Source organism: Clostridium sp. BJN0001 (genome assembly GCF_022869825.1).
Taxonomy (GTDB): domain Bacteria; phylum Bacillota; class Clostridia; order Clostridiales; family Clostridiaceae; genus Clostridium.
Genome location: NZ_CP094971.1, coordinates 1,921,490 through 1,941,109, shown reverse-complemented (window position 1 = coordinate 1,941,109; position 19,620 = coordinate 1,921,490). Strand labels below are relative to the sequence as shown.

Below are 19,620 nucleotides of genomic sequence, written 5' to 3'. Positions count from 1 at the left end.
GAATTAAGAAGAAAAAAATTTATATGATTTTATTTCTATAATCTTTTGGGGATAGACCAGTAATTTTTTTAAAAGTTCTGCTAAAGTTTCCTTGATTTGAAAATGATAAATCAGTTGATATTTCTAAAACACTTTTATCTGTTTCGCGAAGAAGAGTTTTAGCTCTTTGTATTTTTAAGATTTTATAATATTTCATTATTGAAACACTCTTATTTTTCTTAAATGATGTACACATATATCCAACTGAAAGATTTAGGTTATTTGCTATATCTTTCAGTGATATTGAATTTTCAAGGTGTATATATAGATATCCTATAATTTTATTATTTATATAGTTATTAGTAATCTCTACTGAATTATTTAAGATATCTAAATATTTATCAGTCATTTCAAGTTCAAGAGACTGCATTTCTTCTAATGTATTAAGTTTTTTTATTCTTTCATAATATTTATTGTAAATAGTATGAATAAAGTGTATTGTAGATCCATTTTTTATTATCTCTCTAATAAAAAGGACATTCCACATTAAAAGATCATCTTTTTTATTTTGCAAGGGAAAATATTTACTTTGTTTTTCCTCTTCATGTTTTTTATAAATAAGACATAAAATACTTTCCTTATCTTTTTGAGCAATCAGAGAAAATATATCATTTATAAAAAAATAACTATCAGAATCATAAGTATCATACATTTGTTTTCCTCCATTAAAATTACTATAAATATTATACACAAATATTTAGATTACATAAATATTTGATAAAAAAAATAAATTATAGATAAATTTTAAATGATACCACTGATATAATTTATATAGTAATGGTTGCAATCGATACCAGAAACGAATAATAAAAATTATCGGAGGAAAAAAGATGGATAAAAGAGCAATTTATCATATATTAGATACCCCATATGCGTATGGAAAAGATAAAAATACTTTATCAGTAATGATAAGGACTGCAAAAAGTGATATAAAGGAATGTATAATTCACTATAAAGATAGATATGACTGGGATAATGATTTTATAAAGAAAGAAATGATTCTTAAAGATACGGATGAATTATTTGATTATTTTACTTCAGATTTAAAAGTATATAAAGATAGATACAGATATTTCTTTGAACTTACTGATTTTAATGGAGAAACTTTATTCTTAGATGAAAGAGGATTTAGAGACGATAATATTGAAGTAAAAGAAGCTACAGCTTTTCAGTATCCATATATAGCACAAGCGGATGTTTATGAGGAAGAAAAATGGCTTCAAGAAGCTGTTGTATATCAAATATTTGTTGATAGATTTTATAATGGAGATAAGACAAATGATCCAGAATGTGTAAAAAAATGGGGAGACAAAGTTGACAGATATTCTATGTTTGGTGGAGACCTTCAAGGAATAATAGATAAGCTTGATTATTTAAAAGATTTAGGAGTAGATCTTTTGTATCTTACACCAATATTTAAATCATCATCAAACCATAAGTATAATACATGCGATTATTATAGTATAGATCAGCAGTTTGGAGATTTAGAAACAGCTAAAAAACTTGTATCTGAGTGTCATAAAAGAAATATTAAGATAGTATTTGATGCAGTATTTAATCATTCAGGAAGTGATTTCTTCGCTTTTAAAGATATTATTAAAAATGGCGAAAAATCAAAATATAAGGACTGGTACTTCATAGATAATTTCCCTGTTGACACAAAAAAGATAAATTATTACACATTTGCAAATGATGTTTATGATATGCCTAAATTTAATACTAATAATGAAGAAGTAAAGAAATATCTTCTTGATGTTTCAAAGTATTGGATTGAAGAAGTAAATGCAGATGGATGGAGATTAGATGTATGTGATGAAGTTGACCATGATTTTTGGAGAAGCTTCAAAAAAGTTGTAAAGAAGAAGAAAAAAGGAGCAATAATAATTGGAGAGATAATGCATGAGGCAAGTTCTTTCTTAAAAGGAGATCAGCTTGATGGAATAATGAATTATCCCTTTAAAGGAGCTTGTGTTGATTTCTTTGCAAATAGAAGTATAGATGTAGTTAAATTTAATAATGTACTTGCTAAAAATAGAACAATATATATGCAAAGCATCACAAAACAGATGTGGAATCTTGTAGGAAGTCATGATACAAAAAGATTTTTAACAGAATGTGATGAGCATATAGAAAGAATGCTTCTTGCAATTTTATTCCAGTTTACTTATATGGGAGTGCCTTATATATATTATGGAGATGAAGTAGGACTTACAGGTGCTGAAGAGCCTCAGTCAAGAAAATGTATGATCTGGGATGAAAAACATCAAAATACTAATCTTATGGATATGTATAAGAAACTTATTAAAATAAGAAGAGAAAATAAAGAACTTATCTATGGTGATTATGAAACTTTATACTGTGATAAGAATGTATTGGCATTTAAGAGAGAATATAATGGCGATTTATCAGTTGTAATTATAAATAATAATTATGATAAGAATAATATAAATATTAATTTAAACGGTGAATTCCATGATTTAATTTCTGATCAAAAAGTAACTATCAATAATGAAATAGAACTTGAACCTATGAAAGGATATATTTTAAAAATTAAATAATAAAAAAACTATTTATTATGTTAAAATATGGTATTAATATTTATCAGACTGGCACTTAAAAAGTGTCAGTCTATTATTTTTAACAAATTTAACAATTAATACATATATTGTTTGACCTAATATGTTATACTTATTTGTAAGAAATAAAATTTAACAGAGAGGATATAACAAATGAATAATACACCTAATGCAAATAGAAAACATATTTCTATTTTTGGAAAAACTAATTCTGGAAAATCATCACTTATGAATAAGATAACTGGTCAGGATATATCTGTAGTTTCAAAAAAAGAAGGTACTACAACAGACCCTGTAATGAAAGCAATGGAACTTATTCCAGCAGGTCCAGTTTTATTTATTGATACAGCAGGTATAGGTGATACTACTGAACTTGGAAAAATAAGAATTAATAAGACATTTGATATATTAAAGAGAACAGATATAGCAGTTTATCTATCTGATATAAATGATATTGATGAAGATGAAATGAAAAGTATGATTCTTAATTTTAAAAAGTATAATATACCTTATATTTTAGTTTTCAATAAAGTGGAATCTGTTTCTGAAGATATATTAGAAAAAGTTAAAAGTGATTTTTCAAAAGCTCTATTTATTTCTGTTTCTGAAGATAGTGGAATTGAGGAGCTTAAGAAAAAAATTTCAGATATAATTATGCAGGATGAAGAGGAACCATCATTAATTTCAGGGCTTGTTGAATATGGTTCAAAAGTAATATTAGTTGTGCCTGTTGATTCAGAAGCACCTAAAGGACGACTTATTCTTCCACAGGTTCAATGTTTAAGAGACCTTTTAGATAATGGAATAAAAAGCTATGTCCTGCGTGATACAGAACTTGAATCTGCGCTTTCAGATATTAAACCAGCACTTGTTATAACAGATTCACAGGCATTTAAAAAAGTTTCTGAAATTGTACCAAAAGATATTAATATTACAGGATTTTCTATGCTTTTTGCAAGACAAAAAGGTGATATAAAAGAATATTTAAAAGGTGCAGATGCTATAAAAAATTTAAAAAAGTGCGATAATGTACTTATAACAGAATGTTGTACACATAATGTTTCACATGAAGATATAGGAAGAGTAAAGATACCTAGTATGCTTAAAAAGTATGTAGGTGGAGACCTTAATATAACATTTATGCATGGACACGATTTTGATTTTGATGTTCAAAAATATAAACTTATAATACATTGTGGTGCATGCATGGTTAATAGAAAAACTGTAATTAATAGAATAAATTTATGCAAGGAAAAAAATGTACCAATTACAAACTATGGAGTAGCATTATCTTTTCTTACAGGAACATTAGATAGAAGCAGAAAAATTTTTTCTGATTTAGATTAAAGAGTATTATTAGTCAAGTTTTATAATTATATGTAAGCGTTTATAAAAATGGCAATTTTAAAGGGAAATGAGAAGTTTAAGGGGGTCATAATATGTGTATTTCAGAGATAAATGAATATCTTCAAGGACATTCATATAAAGCGTATAAGGTTTTTGGCTCTCATATTGTAAGACAAAATGGGAAAAATGGAATAAAATTTACAGTATATGCTCCAGAGGCTATGGAAGTATTTCTTATAGCTGATTTTAATAACTGGCAGCCTATTTTAATGAAAAAAATCTTATACGGTATATGGACTTTATTTGTAGAGGGAAATTTTGAAGGCTCATATTATAAATATAAAATAAAAAATAAAAATGGACACTTAGCTGACAAAATAGATCCATTTGCATTTTATAGTGAATTAAGACCTGGAACAGCTTCAAGAGTATACAATATAAAAGGATTTAAATGGACAGATAAAGAATATATGAAAAAGCGATATAAGAATTTTGATATGCCGCTTTCTATATATGAAGTGCATCTAGGTTCGTGGAAAATAAAAAATAAAGAAAAAAAGACTTTTTATACGTATAGAGAAATGTCAAAGATACTAATTCCTTATGTAAAGGAAAAAGGTTTTACACATATTGAGCTTATGCCTATAAATGAATATCCGTTTGATGGATCGTGGGGTTATCAGATATCAGGATTTTTTAGTGCAACAAGCAGATATGGAGAGCCTAAGGATTTGATGTATTTCATTGATAAATGTCACAAAGAAGGAATTGGAGTTATATTTGATTTTGTTCCTGGACATTTTGTAAAAGATTATTCAGCTCTTTATGAATATGACGGAAGCCATGTTTTTGAGAGTGAATATGATGATAAGAGTAGTAGTGAATGGGGAACTGCTATTTTTGATTATACAAAACCACATGTAATAAGCTTTTTAAAATCAAGTATTAATTTCTTTATAACATATTTTCATTTTGATGGAGTAAGATATGATGCTGTATCAAATATGGTTTATGTAGATGGAGATATTAATAAAGGTATTAATGAGTCAGGAGTATGGTTTTTAAAAAACTTGAATTATGAGATGCAGATGAAACATCCAAGAGTTATGTATATTGCAGAAGATTCATCTATATATAATAAAGTTACAAAACCTGTAATTTATGGCGGACTAGGGTTTGATTATAAATGGTGTTTTGGTTGGATGCATGATTCGTTTCAATATTTTATGATGCCTCAATATGAAAAAAGAAATAATAGAAATAAGTTAATGTTTTCTATGCATTATTTCTATAATGAGAACTATCTTTTGCCAATATCACATGATGAAGTATCACATTATAAAAATTCAGTTATTAATAAAATGAATGGAACATACGAGGAAAAGTTTTCTTTATTAAGGTGTTTCTATCTTTATATGTTTACGCATCCTGGTAAAAAATTAAATTTTATGGGAAATGAATTTGCACAATTTGATGAGTGGAAAGAAGATAGAGAATTATGCTGGAATTTATATAACTTCCCAAAACATAATATTTTTTCAGAATTTTTTAAAGATTTACAAAATATTTATAGAAATGAAAAAAGCCTATATAAAGCTGATTATAATAAAGGAGGATTTTCATGGATATATACAGATAAAGAGTGTGTTTTTATATATAAAAGAGATAGCCTTGATGGAGATGCAGCATATGTAGTTTTAAATTTATCTAATACTAGATATGACAATCTTAAAGTTATAGTAGATGATCCATATGAATATTATGAAATTATAAATACGGATGATAAAAAGTATGATGGAAGTGGAGTTATAAATCATAAGATTTATACGTCAAAGAATGGAGAACAGAACTATATATTAATTAATATTGCAAAAATGAGCGGAAGTATAATTAAGAAAAAGCAATATTAGGTATGGAGGAGAGTAAAATGAGTAGTGAATGTAAAAAAATAGCTTTTTTTACATACAATTTACGAGGAGAATATTATTTGAGATTGTTTGATGGATTTATTTCACAACTTGTAAATACAAAATATAGAATTCTCTTATTTATGCAGGAAAAAAATAAAGATTTTGATATAATAAAAATAATTAAAGAAAATGATATAGATGGAGCAATTATTGTAAATTTGCATTTAGATGATAAGTACATTAAAATAATGATAAAAAAAATGAAAGATACAAAGTTTGTATTTTTAGATAATGAAATTTTTGATAAAAATGTTTCTAGTGTACTTATTGATAACAAAGAAGCAGTAAATATTGCGTTAAAGTATTTTTTATCTTTAAATCATAAAAAAATTGCATGCATAAGGAGCGGATTTGGAAATGAGGATTCAATAAGGTTTAGATATTATAGAGAATTTTTAAAAGAAAATAATATTAAATATAATGAAAATATTGTTTTTAATTGTTTTTACAGTGAAGCTGATGCATGTAGAGAAATAAAAAGAAGTTTTTTATCTTTTAAAAATCAAATTGATTCTATATTTTGTACTAATGATAATATGGCTCTTGGAGCGATAAAAGCTTTAGCTGAAATCGGGTATGATGTTCCAAAAGATGTAAGTGTAATTGGATTTGACGATATGAGATTTTCAAAATTTTATAATCCATCTATTACAACTATACACAATCCTATATTTGAAATAGGAAAGACTTCAATTAGCGAGGTTATACGGCTTTTAGAAGAAAATGATATAGGAAGGATAATACTGCTTAAACCTTCATTAATTAAAAGAAATTCATGTCAAAAAATTTTAAAGCAAAATTGAAAACATTTTCAGCGCCGCTTATTTTTTAAATACTGTTTAATTAAAAAAACTATATACTAAATTTAGCGGGAGCGCTTGGCAGTATGATGAAAATACAGATCAGTATTATCTTCATTTATTTAGTAAAAAACAGCCAGATCTTAACTGGGAAAATGAAAATGTCAGAAATGAAGTTTATGATATGATGAATTTTTGGATAGACAAAGGCATTGGCGGATTTAGAATGGATTATTAAACGTCAAATTATTTGATGCTAATATCATAACTTTATTTGATGCTAAAAATGAATATATTCTTCAAAATCTTCAATGAAAATGAGGCTACTTCGTTACGGTTTATGATGATAAATATTCTGAATATTACAAAAAAATCCACAAATACCTTATTGATATTTGCAGATTTTACTTTTATCCAAGTTCAGTTTCATTAACAGCAAGCATTATTATGTCACTATCAATTGTATTCATATTTTTTGTATTGCCTATCATAAGGCTAGAATCACAGATTTTATTAACAATTCTAGGAACTCCGTTCGAAGCGTTAGCAATTGCTTCAAGAGCGGTATCATCAAAAATATCAGTATTACATTTAGCACCAGTAAGCTTTGCTAATATATAGTCTTTAGTTTCTGATTTTGTGAGATTATCTAAATTATAATTCATTGTTATACGTTGTCTTAAAGGCTCATTAGCAACTAGCCTCATGGTATTATTTAACTGAGGAAGCCCCACAAGAAGTACTATTGCACGATCTCTTGAATCCATGTCAAAATTAAAAAGCATTTTTAAATCATTAAGTATTCCATTACTTACATAATTAGCTTCATCAATAATTATTACAGGAGTTATACGTTTTTCAACTGAATATCTAGTTATTTCATTTTGGATAATTTTGAAATTATCAATTTTTCTGCACATTGGCTCTAGTCCAAGCTGGGCAGCCATATTTTTATAAAATTCTGCAACAGTAAGTGTAGAAAGGGAACTATAAATAACTTTATAAAGTGATGAATTAAGGCTATTAGACCAGTTTCTTATTATTGTAGTTTTACCTCGCCCTGGACCTCCGGTCAGGATTCCGAAACCTTTATTATTAAGTAAATAATTAAGTCTACAAATAACTTCTTTATAGTCAGAAGTTTCTACTACTATTTCCTTAGAATTTTTTATAAACGGATTAAAATCCATTCCATATCTACTTATATAATCCATTATTCTTGACCTCCAGTAAGTTTTATTTTTTCCCTTTTTATAACAGAATTATCATGCTTATTTAAAAGCTTTATTTCTGTAAGTTCAGAAGTGTTTTTATCAACTACATAAATTTTGCTTAAATCAGGTGAATATCTTAGGGTTATTCTTTGTTTTGAGTATCTATAATCAACTTCATATTCTGTTTCATCTATCATAACTACGTTATCGGCTGATACTCTTCTTTCATATTCAAGTAAAAAGGAAGTTTCAATTTGTTCATCTGTAAGCCTTTTAATCATGTGAGATTCCTTGAAAAACCTGTCCTGTGGAGATAGTCCATCTAGAGAAGAATGTATATGCTGATTATAGCTATTAACATATGAAATAAGGCTTATCCTAAGTTCATCTAAATTATTAAAATCATTCATATTAAGCTGGGACATCCATTGATCTTTTAATGTACGAAACCACCTTTCAATTTTAGCTTTTGATTGTGGGGTATAGGGTGCACAATAACTAATAGTTGTACCTATTCTAGCTGCTAAAAGTTCCATTTGCTTGTTCTTATATGAAGCACCATTATCAAAGTTTAAGATTTTAGGTTTCCCGAATCGTGTAACAGCAGATTTTAAAACAGACATAAGATTTACAAAATTATCATTAAAAAATACATCTATTCCTGTTATGTATCTTGAAGCATCATCAATAAGTGCTATTATGTAAACGCGTTTCTTTTTACCATCTACCTTCAAATAAGGTCCAACGCTGCTGTCACCACACCATACTTCATTTATATGAGCACGCTCATATCTTTTCATATCTTTATTTTTAGAATATTTATTCTCAAGCTTAAGAACATTAACATACCTATTAATTGTTGAAAGTGAAATATCTCCTTTAACAATAGTTCCATTGTTAATAAGCTTTTGATAGATAAGTGTTGCTGGGATTCTTGGATATTCTTGTTTTAAATATTTAATCTGTTCTGTAATATCAGAATCTAATTTACGTGTTCTTCCAGTGTCGCATCGTTTTACAGGTATGAGTGCCTCAAAGCCCTTATTCTTGTAATTGTAATACCAACGTTCAAGAGTAGCAGCAGCTACCTTAGTATCTTCACCATCTGGAGTCTGATATACTTTGCCTGCGGCATCTCGGAAAAATTGTTTAACACTTTTATTTTCATCATAAGTACCACTTATCAGAGGAGCCAAGATTCCGTACCTGAAAAGTGGTATTTCTTTTCTAGTTTTTTCGTCCATATTTTGAAAAAGCCTCCTTTGTTTTATTACAATATAAGCTTATATCTACATAAATTAACAGTAAAACTAAGTTATGTGGTTTTACGAAAATAAAATATTATTGATGCATTTAATTTGCATAAATTGTCTTTTAAAGTTTTTTAAACATTGCTTTGAAATACTTAAATCTAATGAAATTTTAAATGAAGTAATACGTTCCTTCCAATGCTCTAGATATTGTTTTATTATATAAAAAATATTGCTTTCATCGATAAATTCATTAGCTATCATAATGGGTTCAAAAGAAGCTTTGGAATTATAAGCATTAATAATTGAAATATGATCACATAAAAGAATTTGAGAATAAGGTACAATACACTCTGGAAATATAGCATGAGTTTTATTGCAACATGTACACTTTGCTCTAAGAATTGTTATAGATATCTTGCCATCACTGTTTTTAACAGTTCTCTTGTAATAACCATGCTTTACAAGCTGCCCGGACCTTCCGCAGGAACAAGTAAGTTTGTGAAAATCTATGTCTTTAATAAATTTATCATAGGATTTTTGCGTTAATGACTTGATTTTTGAATCTAAATTAGATATGATTTTTGTATCATAAATATTAGTTATCATAGAATTTATGGTTAGCAGAGCAACAAAACTTTGGTCGGTGGTGTTGCTCTGCTTTTTTCCTTTCTAAGAATAATATAAAATAATAATATACTAAAAAAGGCAAGCATTAAATACTTTGACTAAAATTTAGTCATGCAAATAATGCTTGCTCTTTATTTATTTTGAAGATATTTAAATTTTTTAACATCATATAAAATGCTATTCTATAATATAGTAAATCCTATAGCAATAGTTTTTAATGAATATTATTTTTATTTAGTTTCACAAATTGAAAAAGGAAGCAGTAAGATAGAGATTGCATTTAGGGTTGATAGAATTGAAAATTATAAGGAAACTAATAAAAATTCTACATATCCATATGGGAGATTTGAAGAGGATAAATATAGAAAAAAAGTTCAGTTTATGTATACAGGTGATTTTAAAACTATCGAATTTGAGTTCTTTGGAGATTCTATTGAAGCGGTTTTGGATAGATTACCAACAGCAACTATTATAGGAAAGACAGAAAGAGGCTATAAGGTTAAAGCAGAGATTTATGGTGAAGGCGTGAAAAGATGGATTCTTTCACAAAAGGAATTTTTGAAGGTTACTAAACCTAAAGAGTATGTTGAGGAGATAAAAGAAACTATACGAAGAATGTATGAACTATATATGTAATTTATATTTTAAGATAAATGAGGTCAAATAAAGAAATATATTTAGTCTTAATGGGTATCATGAGTAAATATGACATGATATAATTATTATTATAAATTAATTTAATAAGGGGGCTAACATAATGAGTGAATTTCAAATTATACCTAAAATTATACAATATGATACATGCAGAAAATTTGCAGAAGAATTTAACATAGGCGCAGGAGATTTAATTATCACAAACAAGTATATTTATGAACCATGTTTTGGTAATTTAAATTTAGAATGTGAAGTTATTTATCAAGAAAATTATGGCATGGGAGAGCCATCAGATGATATGGCAGAGGCAATTTATAATGCGATTAAAACAAAGGTAAAACGTATTATAGCAATTGGAGGAGGAACTGTTTTAGATATTTCAAAATTATTTGCATTAAAACATGTAACTCCTATTCTTGATTTATATGATGGAAAGCTTCCACTACAAAAAGATAAAGAGTTAATTTTAGTTCCAACAACCTGTGGAACTGGTTCTGAAATGACAAATATCACTATTATGGCGTTAAATAGTCGTGGAACTAAAAAAGGGCTTGTATCTGATGCAATGTATGCAGATTCAGCAGTGCTTATTCCTGAATTATTAAAAGGACTTCCTTTTAAATTTTTTGCTACAAGTTCTATTGATGCTTTAATTCATGCAATAGAATCAAGCTTATCACCGAAGGCAAATGAATATACAAAATTATTCAGTTATAAAGCAATTGAAATTATCTTAAAGAACTATATAAAAATCTGCAAAGATGGAGAAAACGCAAGAATTCCATTATTAAAAGAATTTTTAATCGCTTCAAATTATGCTGGAATAGCATTTGGAAATGCAGGATGTGCTGCTGTGCATGCACTTAGTTATCCATTAGGAGCAAATTATCATGTAGCTCATGGAGAAGCAAACTATGCAGTATTTACAGGTGTTATGAAAAACTACATGGAACTTAAAAATGATGGTGAGATTGAAAAATTAAATAAATATATTGCAGATATAATTAAATGTGATGTTCAAAATGTATATGATGAATTAGAAAAGATCTTAAATGTATTAATTCCTAAAAAAGCCTTACATGAATATGGCATGAAAGAAGAGGAAATATTACTATTTGCAGATTCTGTAATTGAAAATCAACAGCGTCTACTTGCAAATAATTTTGTGCCTTTTGATAAAGAAAGAATAAAAAAAGTATATAAAGAATTATTTTAAATAAAATATAAAAAGTTCTAATTATTGATGTATATTTAATAATTAGAACTTTTTTAATTTTTTTCCTTTGTACTGCGGAAAAAGATACTATTCAAAATTACATAAATTAAATGTAATATATAATCATAAGGTGAGGCAAACAAATATAGTACAAGCTAAGCCGATATAACTTCGATGAAAACGTTATATTAAAAGCTAAAATAAAAAGGAGGAAATTATAATGGAAAAATTAAAAGATGATTTTCTTTGGGGTGGAGCAGTTGCTGCTCATCAACTTGAAGGTGCATATAAAGAAGGAAATAAAGGAATAAGTGTAGCTGATGTAATGACAGCTGGAGCAAACGGAGTAGATCGTAAGATTACTGATGGGGTTTTAGAAGGAGAATATTATCCTAACCATGAAGCTATTGATTTTTATCATCATTATAAAGAAGATATTGCTCTTTTTGCAGAAATGGGTTTTAAATGTTTTAGAACATCAATAGCTTGGACAAGAATATTTCCAAATGGTGATGAATTAGAACCAAATGAAGAAGGATTAAAATTTTATGATGATTTATTTGATGAATGTTTAAAATATGGAATTGAACCAGTTATTACATTATCACATTTTGAACTTCCATTTCATCTAGTTACAAAATATGGAGGTTTTCGTAATCGTAAGCTTATTGAGTTTTTTGAAAGATTTGCAACAACATGTTTTAAACGTTATAAAAACAAAGTTAAATATTGGATGACTTTTAATGAAATAAATAATCAGGCTAACTATAAAACAGATTTTGCACCATTTACTAATTCGGGTATTTATTATAAACCAGGTGAAAATCGTGAAGCAATAATGTATCAGGCAGCTCATTATGAACTTGTAGCAAGTGCACGTGCAGTTAAAATTGGACATGAAATAAATCCAGATTTTAAGATTGGATGTATGATTGCAATGTGCCCTATTTATCCAGCAACATGTGCTCCAAAAGATGTATTAATGGCACAAAAAGCAATGCAAAAGCGTTATTATTTCGCAGATGTACATGTACATGGTGAATATCCAAATCATATTAAGAAATATTTAGAAAGAAAAGGCATAAAATTAGATTTTACAGAAGATGATGCAAGAGATTTAAAAGCTGGATGTGTTGATTATATAGGATTTAGTTATTATATGTCATTTGCTACAAAATATAATGAAGGAAATGAATCATTTGAATATGATGAAACAAGAGATTTAGTTAAAAATAAGTATGTAAAAGCATCTGAATGGGGATGGCAGATTGATCCAGAAGGATTAAGATATGCTCTAAATTGGTTTACAGATATGTATCATCTTCCATTATTTATAGTTGAAAATGGATTTGGAGCTGTAGATAAAATTTCTGAAGATAAAATGATACATGATGATTATCGCATTGAATATTTAAAGGCTCATATAAAGGAAATGATAAAAGCAGTTTCAGAAGATGGTGTTGATTTAATGGGATATACACCTTGGGGCTGTATTGATTTAGTATCAGCAGGAACTGGTGAAATGAAAAAGCGTTATGGATTTATTTATGTTGATAAAGATAATGAAGGAAATGGAACATTAAAAAGATCTAAGAAAGAATCATTTGACTGGTATAAAAAGGTTATTGCATCAAATGGAGAAAAATTGGATTAAAAATATAAATTAAAAATGGAGTGATTATTATGAAAAAAGTGTTAATTATTTGTGCAGCAGGAATGTCATCATCATTAATGGCAAAGAAAACAACAGAATTTTTAAAAAGTAAAGGAAAAGAAATCATAGTAGATGCGGTTTCAGCAACAGAAGGCGCCAAAAATATAGAAGAAGGAGATTTTGATTTATTTCTAATAAGTCCACAAACAAAAATGTATTATGCAAAGTTTGCTGAAGCTGGTAAAAAAGTAAATAAACCTGTTATAAATATTATGCCACAAGCATATATTCCAATTCCAATGGGAGTACAAAAGATGGCAAAGCTCATTCTTGAAAACTTAAAATAAAAAGTGATTCTTTAAGGAGAGGTGTTTAGGTGTTAAGCAATAAAGAAAAAGCAATCTTGGAAGTTTTTATTAAAAATACGGGCGAGATTATGACGAGTAAAGATATAGCAGAAAATTTGAATTTATCAGATCGTACTATACGTAATTATATAAAAAGATTGCAAGAGATATTAATAGAAAATGGTGCTGAAATTACTGCAAGACCAGGCCATGGATATGTTTTTAAAATTACTTACGAATCTGAGTTTAACACTTTTATAAAAAAGAATAAAAATAATCTAATGAAAAAAAATGAAATTAGAATGGAGGATTCAAAAGATAGACAGTATTACATTTTGAATAAATTATTATTTCAAGATGAATATGCACTATTTGATGATTTGTGTGATGAATTATATGTATCACGTTCAACATTATCGAATGATTTTTCAGAAATAAGAAAGTTTTTGAAATCTTATAACCTGTCTGTAGTAAGTAAAGTAAAAAAGGGAGTCTATATTGATGGAAATGAAAAAGATAAAAGACATTTTATAATGGATTACTTTTTCAGCAACAGTTTTAGCATTTCAATTAATAAATATGTTGGAAATACATTGTTTTTAGGCGATATAAGTTTTGAGGAAATAACAATAATAGTTTTAGATGAATGTCGTGAAGCAGAGCTTAAACTTTCAGATTACATAATACAAAATCTTGTACTGCATATTGCATTAGCGATAAAACGTATAAGAGATGGATTTAATCTTAAAGTAGCAAAAAGCGATATAGTTATGAAAAATGATAAGCAGCTTTTAGTAGCTAAAAATATTTTAAAGCGTATAAAATTATGCAGCAATATTGAATTTCCAGAAGAAGAAGCTTATTATGTAGCTCTTCATTTAAAAGTAAAATGTACTTCTAAAAATCAAGATGATGTTAAAGAATTTAATAATGAAAAGAAAATATACGATGAATTAGTAATAATTTTAGAGAAAATTGAAAATGAAATAGGATATTGTATAAAAAATGATCATCAGCTTATTAATGGTCTTATGACGCATTTTTACCCGCTTCATATGAGGCTTGAAAATGGGGTAGTGCTAGAGAATCCATTACTTAATGAAATAAGAGAAAATTATGGTGATATTTTGCTCCTTACAAAACATTATCTCTCAAATTTATCAATTTTAAAAGATTACAAAGTATCTGATAGTGAATGGGCATATATTTGTTTGCACTTTATGGCTGCAATAGAAAGATATAAAGATAATAAAAAACTTAATATACTCGTTATATGTGCTACAGGATATGGCAGTGGACAGATGCTTAGTATAAGACTTAAAAAAGAGTTTGGACAACACATAAATATTGTTGATGTTATTGGATATTATGAAATAAATGATGAAAAATTAAATGGAATTGATCTTATTATTTCATCTATAGATTTATACACAGTTGTATTTAATGTGCCTGTTATACATGTCAGCGTTTTTTTAAATGATAAAGAAATAAAGGAAATCAAAGCATTTATTGAAAATAGAATCTCTAAAAATAGCAAGAAAGATAAAAGTGAAAGTTTAGTTATTTCATCAGAAAAGAAAACTTTATTTGAAAAGTTCTTTAAAAAAGACTGTTTTATTATCTTAAATAAATCAGAATTAAAAGAAGATATAGTTAAAGATTTAGTTAATTTATTACAAAGATATGAAAAACCTTATTATTCTGAAATCATGTTAAGGCAGATAGATCAGCGTGAACAGATGAGCTCTCTAGTATTTAGTAGTAACATAGCAGTGCCGCATCCAGCAAAATCAATTGGAGAAAGTGCACGTATTGCTGTAGCAATAATAAAAGATGGGGTAAGATGGAATGATCAATTTAAAAAAATAAAATTTGTATTTTTACTATCTCCATCCAAAATAGAGAATGCTCATTTAAAGTATATAACAAGAGCTATTGTTTCATTAACTGAAAAAGAAAACGTACAAGAAAAATTATTAAAATGTGAAGATTTTAAGGATTTTGAAGAAATATTTACAACATTAATTTAAGAATGAAAGGAAGTTATATATATGACAAAAGATGATTTACAAGTAGTGGCATTTGAAATTATCGTTCATAGTGGAGATGCAAGAACTATGGTCCATGAAGGACTTGATTTAATGAATAAAGGAAAATTTGAGGAAGCGCAAAAGAAGATGGAAGATGCAAATAATGAGCTTCGGAAGGCACATAAAGCACAAACAAAACTGCTTCAAGATTATGCAAATGGAGATGAAATAGTTATGGAAATTATTATGGTTCATGCACAGGATCATCTAATGACTACAATGACACTTAGAGAAATGGCACTTGAATTTTTGAAGATGTATAAACAGATGTACAAATTAAAAAATGGAGAAAATTTCGATGAATAGTAGTCAGGCAAAACAGAAACTTGAAGCAAGGAAAAAGGAAATGAGTCTAAAAGCAATGTACTTTAATAGATTCTTATTAGTCCGCTATATTACAGCAGGTTTCTTTTTTGCAAATCTTTATTGGTTTTGTTCTCTCATTATGAGCTATAAAGTATGGGCTATAGTGCCAGGAATTAATTTAATATTTATTGTAAGAGCTGTAGTAGAACAATTTACGATGTATAGTTCTCCTATAGATAATGCGAAGAAGACAATTTTAGCATACAAAATAATATTAGGCATTAATGTGATGGTTATGGTAACCATATTTACACCATTATTTTATGGACTATTTCCATTTTTACAAAATAATAATGAGTCTCATCAGTTTATTATTGGAATTATTTTTATTGGAATGATTTTTTGTGCGATTATCTTAAAACGATTACAAAGAATAAAAAATCGTACTGATAAGCAATTCAAATATACAAAAGAACTAGAAAAAGAATTAAAAAAAGGGAGGAATAATTATGGAAAATAAAAATAAACTATTTGAAATTTTAGAAAAATATCTAATGGGACCTATGGGGAAGGTATCTCAGTTTCGTCTTGTTCGTGCAGTAATGGCAGCAGGTATGGCATCTATTCCGTTTACAATTGTAGGATCTATGTTTCTTGTATTAAATATATTGCCTCAAACAATGACATTTCTTGAGGGTATATTTAATAATACATTTTTCCGTATAAGTGATTTGTACATGCTTGCTAACAAATGTACAATGGGAATTTTAGCACTTTATTTTTGTATTGTTATTGGATACGAATATACGAAAATTATTGCAGACGAAGAGGAACTTAATCTTAATCCGTTAAATGGAGCACTTCTTTCTATGTTCGCATTTTTTATGACTATTCCAGAATTGGTATTAGGAGATGGAAAGATAAGTTTAATAAATCAAATTACTGATAATACAAAAATAATAAATGGTTGGAATATAGGAGGAGATGGAGTATCTCGTTTAGGAACTACTGGTATATTTACAGCAATTATAATGGCTGTTGTAGCTGTTCAATTATATCGTGAATGTGTAAAACATAATTTAATTATTAAAATGCCAGAGGCTGTTCCAGAAGGTGTAGCACGTTCATTTACTGCATTAATTCCAGCATTTCTTGTATCTTTTGTAGTACTTTTAATAAATGGTATATTTGTTTCTTTTGGAATTGACATATTTAAAGTTATATCAATACCATTTAGTTTTGTAAGTAATCTAACTAATAGCTGGCTTGGAATTTTAGTAATTTACTTCTTAATTCATGCTTTATGGATTGTAGGTATACATGGTGCAAATATTATAAGTTCATTTTTAACTCCAATTGTTTTATCTAATATGCAATTAAATATACAAGGTGCAAATATACCATTTGCAGGTGAATTTCAAAATTCATTTGTTATAATGGGAGGCTCAGGAACTACATTAGGACTTACAATATTTATAGCATTTTTAGCTAGATCAGAACAATTAAAAGTACTAGGACGTGCAAGTATTGTACCAGCAATATTTAATATTAATGAGCCAATTATATTTGGACTCCCAATAATATATAATTCCATTCATTGCAATTCCATTTTTCTTAGCACCAATGGCATGTGCATCAACAGCTTACTTTGCAATAAAATTACACATGGTTAATCCAATAATTGCACAAGTTCCATGGCCATCACCAATTGGTATCGGAGCATTTATAGGAACTGCAGGAGATTTTAGAGCTATATTATTAGCATTAATTAATGGTGTACTCGCATTTTTGATTTATTTCCCTTTTGTTAAAATGTATGATTCTAAATTAATCAAAGAAGAAAAAGAAAATGCTGAAATTGAGTCAGATGATTTAGCATTAAATTAAAGAACAAATAAAAAGGATAATTCTTTATTCTATATAATAAAAATAGGTTTATAATAAGAAAATTTCTTATTATAAACCTATTATACGAGGACATACTAAAGGACAAAGTACAAATGACAAATGACAACTCATAGCTCATAGGCCCCCTCAAGATGTTGGACTAATACACTCAGTGTATTTTATAATAAAATCAACATTTTGGGGAGGTCTTTTATGAAATTTATTAGAAAATTTACCGAAGAAGAAAGAGTAAAAATAGTAGAAGAAACTTTAGCGTGTGGAAGTAATTCGTTAATAGCTGCTAAATATGATATCAATTCACATCAGATATCGTATTGGAAATGTAATTATCGCAGGTATGGAAAAACATTAAAACCTAAGAAAGCTCAAGTCTTGAGTGAAAAAATACCTGACTATAAAAAAGAGTTCATAGCTCTTAAAAAGAGAAATAATGAGCTTGAACTAGAGATTGCTGTTCTTCGAGATATGTTAAAAAAAAACATGTAGGATTAGACTTATATATTATAGCTAATGATTGGATATCAACAGGTGCACCTGTATCTGTTATACTAAGAATTTTAGCTTTGAAGAAGTCAACCTACTACCGATGGCGAAGCCTTGAAAGCAATAAATTAAAAATACAAACAAAAAAGGATGGCATAATACCAGGCTTTAGTTATACTTTTTCAGGCATAAAAATTAATGACTTGCAAATACAAAAACTAATTACTATTGTCTTATCAGACGAATTCGGAAAACATTATGGATATAAAAAAGTCACATCTGTTTTAAGGCGAGAGCATCAAATAAGAATAAACAAGAAAAAAGTTTATAGACTTATGCTGACTATGGGTGTTTTAAGAAAACAACGAAAAAGCATCCGTAAATATAAACGTATATGTAAAAACCACGAAGTGTTAAGATCAAATCAGCTTTGGGAACTAGATACAAAATATATATACATAGCAGAAACACGTCAAGTAGCTTATTTAGCATCAATAATTGATGTATTCGATAGAAGCATTGTTTCGTGTATTTTATCACATTCTGCTGATGCCAAAAGTGCAATTAGAACTGTGTTTCAAGCTTTATATAGGCGTAAATTGAAAGACTCAGTAAATGGTCTTACAATTCGTACCGATAACGGTAGTCAGTTCATAGCTTATGAATTTGAGAAAGTATGTATTAAAGAAAAGATAATACATGAGCGCATACCAGCTCATAGCCCCAATTATAACGCACACATTGAATCATATCACAGATATCTACAAGATGAATGTTTAGCGGGTATATTTTTTAAAAATTTTAAAGAAGCTGAAACTGTTATAAATACTTATGTTCAAGGCTATAATAGTAGAAGAATTCATTCATCAATAGATTATAGAACACCTGAAGAATTTTATAAGTTAAAAAACAATAATTTTAAAAATAACCTTGTAGTAAAATTATAAAAATTGAAGAACTAAATAAATTAGTTCTTCAAAAATGAAAATCTAAGAATAAACTAGTATTTGAATGTATTAGTCCCATTTGAGGGGTCCAATCCGACAAAGAAAGATGTTTCTGCTCAAAATTGCAGAAACTTTGTATTTAGCTTTCGCTTCAGGCGAAAGCTTATTTTTGCGTAAAAACGCAAAAAA

The 19,620-nt window shown here is 27.7% G+C and carries 19 protein-coding genes and 1 pseudogene; 16 read left to right on the top strand and 4 right to left on the bottom strand.

Annotated features, from left to right (window positions below):
- Positions 1–19 precede the first annotated feature (19 nt).
- Positions 20–691 (bottom strand): helix-turn-helix transcriptional regulator, encoded by a 672-nt coding sequence (locus tag MTX53_RS09510; protein ID WP_244833564.1) that lies wholly within the window; start codon positions 689–691, stop codon positions 20–22.
- A gap of 178 nt (positions 692–869) precedes the next feature.
- On the opposite strand from MTX53_RS09510, the gene MTX53_RS09505 reads away from it, so the two are divergent.
- The 5 genes and pseudogenes from MTX53_RS09505 to MTX53_RS09485 form a co-directional block, all read left to right on the top strand.
- Positions 870–2,597 (top strand): glycoside hydrolase family 13 protein, encoded by a 1,728-nt coding sequence (locus tag MTX53_RS09505; RefSeq protein ID WP_244833563.1) that lies wholly within the window; start codon positions 870–872, stop codon positions 2,595–2,597.
- Between the two features lie 171 nt (positions 2,598–2,768).
- The gene (gene hydF / locus MTX53_RS09500; RefSeq protein ID WP_244833562.1) at positions 2,769–3,962 is read left to right on the top strand and encodes a [FeFe] hydrogenase H-cluster maturation GTPase HydF; all 1,194 of its coding nucleotides are present in this window, start codon (positions 2,769–2,771) and stop codon (positions 3,960–3,962) included.
- Positions 3,963–4,054: 92 nt separating this feature from the next.
- Complete coding sequence (glgB, locus tag MTX53_RS09495) at positions 4,055–5,872, top strand: 1,4-alpha-glucan branching protein GlgB (RefSeq protein ID WP_244833561.1); 1,818 nt, start codon at positions 4,055–4,057, stop codon at positions 5,870–5,872.
- A gap of 17 nt (positions 5,873–5,889) precedes the next feature.
- Positions 5,890–6,735 (top strand): substrate-binding domain-containing protein, encoded by an 846-nt coding sequence (locus MTX53_RS09490; RefSeq protein WP_244833560.1) that lies wholly within the window; start codon positions 5,890–5,892, stop codon positions 6,733–6,735.
- A 61-nt stretch (positions 6,736–6,796) separates the two neighbouring features.
- A pseudogene (locus tag MTX53_RS09485) lies at positions 6,797–6,964 on the top strand (alpha-amylase family glycosyl hydrolase); the annotation flags it as partial.
- Positions 6,965–7,142: 178 nt separating this feature from the next.
- Here MTX53_RS09485 and MTX53_RS09480 read toward each other — a convergent pair.
- The 3 genes from MTX53_RS09480 to MTX53_RS09470 form a co-directional block, all read right to left on the bottom strand.
- A complete protein-coding gene (locus MTX53_RS09480) occupies positions 7,143–7,946 on the bottom strand; it encodes an AAA family ATPase (RefSeq protein ID WP_244833337.1) in 804 nt (267 codons plus the stop codon).
- Positions 7,946–9,190, bottom strand: coding sequence for a DDE-type integrase/transposase/recombinase (locus MTX53_RS09475; protein WP_244833336.1), 1,245 nt, complete (start codon positions 9,188–9,190; stop codon positions 7,946–7,948). The genes MTX53_RS09480 and MTX53_RS09475 overlap by 1 nt, the downstream gene beginning before the upstream one ends.
- A gap of 81 nt (positions 9,191–9,271) precedes the next feature.
- The gene (locus tag MTX53_RS09470) at positions 9,272–9,805 is read right to left on the bottom strand and encodes a DUF6431 domain-containing protein (RefSeq protein WP_244833335.1); all 534 of its coding nucleotides are present in this window, start codon (positions 9,803–9,805) and stop codon (positions 9,272–9,274) included.
- 195 nt (positions 9,806–10,000) lie between these two features.
- On the opposite strand from MTX53_RS09470, the gene MTX53_RS09465 reads away from it, so the two are divergent.
- From MTX53_RS09465 to MTX53_RS09415, 11 genes are all read left to right on the top strand, one after another.
- Positions 10,001–10,462, top strand: a complete 462-nt coding sequence (locus MTX53_RS09465; protein WP_244833559.1) for a WYL domain-containing protein — start codon at positions 10,001–10,003, stop codon at positions 10,460–10,462.
- 121 nt (positions 10,463–10,583) lie between these two features.
- The gene (locus MTX53_RS09460) at positions 10,584–11,696 is read left to right on the top strand and encodes a 4-hydroxybutyrate dehydrogenase (protein WP_244833558.1); all 1,113 of its coding nucleotides are present in this window, start codon (positions 10,584–10,586) and stop codon (positions 11,694–11,696) included.
- A gap of 220 nt (positions 11,697–11,916) precedes the next feature.
- Positions 11,917–13,350: a 6-phospho-beta-glucosidase gene (locus tag MTX53_RS09455; RefSeq protein ID WP_244833557.1), complete on the top strand. Its 1,434-nt coding sequence runs from the start codon at positions 11,917–11,919 to the stop codon at positions 13,348–13,350.
- Positions 13,351–13,379: 29 nt separating this feature from the next.
- Positions 13,380–13,697, top strand: coding sequence for a PTS cellobiose transporter subunit IIB (locus MTX53_RS09450; RefSeq protein WP_244833556.1), 318 nt, complete (start codon positions 13,380–13,382; stop codon positions 13,695–13,697).
- Positions 13,698–13,726: 29 nt separating this feature from the next.
- A complete protein-coding gene (locus MTX53_RS09445) occupies positions 13,727–15,727 on the top strand; it encodes a BglG family transcription antiterminator (RefSeq protein ID WP_244833555.1) in 2,001 nt (666 codons plus the stop codon).
- Between the two features lie 21 nt (positions 15,728–15,748).
- A complete protein-coding gene (locus MTX53_RS09440) occupies positions 15,749–16,093 on the top strand; it encodes a PTS cellobiose transporter subunit IIA (protein ID WP_244833554.1) in 345 nt (114 codons plus the stop codon).
- Positions 16,086–16,613 (top strand): hypothetical protein, encoded by a 528-nt coding sequence (locus MTX53_RS09435; protein WP_244833553.1) that lies wholly within the window; start codon positions 16,086–16,088, stop codon positions 16,611–16,613. Before MTX53_RS09440 ends, MTX53_RS09435 begins: the two co-directional genes overlap by 8 nt.
- On the top strand, positions 16,603–17,766 hold the full coding sequence (celB, locus tag MTX53_RS09430; protein ID WP_244833552.1) for a PTS cellobiose transporter subunit IIC: 1,164 nt from the start codon (positions 16,603–16,605) through the stop codon (positions 17,764–17,766). The genes MTX53_RS09435 and celB overlap by 11 nt, the downstream gene beginning before the upstream one ends.
- Complete coding sequence (locus MTX53_RS09425) at positions 17,759–17,980, top strand: hypothetical protein (protein ID WP_244833551.1); 222 nt, start codon at positions 17,759–17,761, stop codon at positions 17,978–17,980. The genes celB and MTX53_RS09425 overlap by 8 nt, the downstream gene beginning before the upstream one ends.
- A gap of 213 nt (positions 17,981–18,193) precedes the next feature.
- Positions 18,194–18,487, top strand: coding sequence for a helix-turn-helix domain-containing protein (locus tag MTX53_RS09420; RefSeq protein ID WP_244833550.1), 294 nt, complete (start codon positions 18,194–18,196; stop codon positions 18,485–18,487).
- Positions 18,488–18,564: 77 nt separating this feature from the next.
- The gene (locus tag MTX53_RS09415; RefSeq protein WP_244833549.1) at positions 18,565–19,431 is read left to right on the top strand and encodes an IS3 family transposase; all 867 of its coding nucleotides are present in this window, start codon (positions 18,565–18,567) and stop codon (positions 19,429–19,431) included.
- The last annotated feature ends 189 nt before the right edge of the window (positions 19,432–19,620 follow it).

What these genes read in the sequence shown, in the direction of transcription:
- MTX53_RS09510 (WP_244833564.1), bottom strand. Translation starts at nt 691, where the DNA reads ATGTATGATACTTATGATTCTGATAGTTATTTTTTTATAAATGATATA.
- MTX53_RS09505 (WP_244833563.1), top strand. Translation starts at nt 870, where the DNA reads ATGGATAAAAGAGCAATTTATCATATATTAGATACCCCATATGCGTAT.
- hydF (WP_244833562.1), top strand. Translation starts at nt 2,769, where the DNA reads ATGAATAATACACCTAATGCAAATAGAAAACATATTTCTATTTTTGGA.
- glgB (WP_244833561.1), top strand. Translation starts at nt 4,055, where the DNA reads ATGTGTATTTCAGAGATAAATGAATATCTTCAAGGACATTCATATAAA.
- MTX53_RS09490 (WP_244833560.1), top strand. Translation starts at nt 5,890, where the DNA reads ATGAGTAGTGAATGTAAAAAAATAGCTTTTTTTACATACAATTTACGA.
- MTX53_RS09480 (WP_244833337.1), bottom strand. Translation starts at nt 7,946, where the DNA reads ATGGATTATATAAGTAGATATGGAATGGATTTTAATCCGTTTATAAAA.
- MTX53_RS09475 (WP_244833336.1), bottom strand. Translation starts at nt 9,190, where the DNA reads ATGGACGAAAAAACTAGAAAAGAAATACCACTTTTCAGGTACGGAATC.
- MTX53_RS09470 (WP_244833335.1), bottom strand. Translation starts at nt 9,805, where the DNA reads ATGATAACTAATATTTATGATACAAAAATCATATCTAATTTAGATTCA.
- MTX53_RS09465 (WP_244833559.1), top strand. Translation starts at nt 10,001, where the DNA reads ATGCTATTCTATAATATAGTAAATCCTATAGCAATAGTTTTTAATGAA.
- MTX53_RS09460 (WP_244833558.1), top strand. Translation starts at nt 10,584, where the DNA reads ATGAGTGAATTTCAAATTATACCTAAAATTATACAATATGATACATGC.
- MTX53_RS09455 (WP_244833557.1), top strand. Translation starts at nt 11,917, where the DNA reads ATGGAAAAATTAAAAGATGATTTTCTTTGGGGTGGAGCAGTTGCTGCT.
- MTX53_RS09450 (WP_244833556.1), top strand. Translation starts at nt 13,380, where the DNA reads ATGAAAAAAGTGTTAATTATTTGTGCAGCAGGAATGTCATCATCATTA.
- MTX53_RS09440 (WP_244833554.1), top strand. Translation starts at nt 15,749, where the DNA reads ATGACAAAAGATGATTTACAAGTAGTGGCATTTGAAATTATCGTTCAT.
- MTX53_RS09435 (WP_244833553.1), top strand. Translation starts at nt 16,086, where the DNA reads ATGAATAGTAGTCAGGCAAAACAGAAACTTGAAGCAAGGAAAAAGGAA.
- celB (WP_244833552.1), top strand. Translation starts at nt 16,603, where the DNA reads ATGGAAAATAAAAATAAACTATTTGAAATTTTAGAAAAATATCTAATG.
- MTX53_RS09425 (WP_244833551.1), top strand. Translation starts at nt 17,759, where the DNA reads ATGGTTAATCCAATAATTGCACAAGTTCCATGGCCATCACCAATTGGT.
- MTX53_RS09420 (WP_244833550.1), top strand. Translation starts at nt 18,194, where the DNA reads ATGAAATTTATTAGAAAATTTACCGAAGAAGAAAGAGTAAAAATAGTA.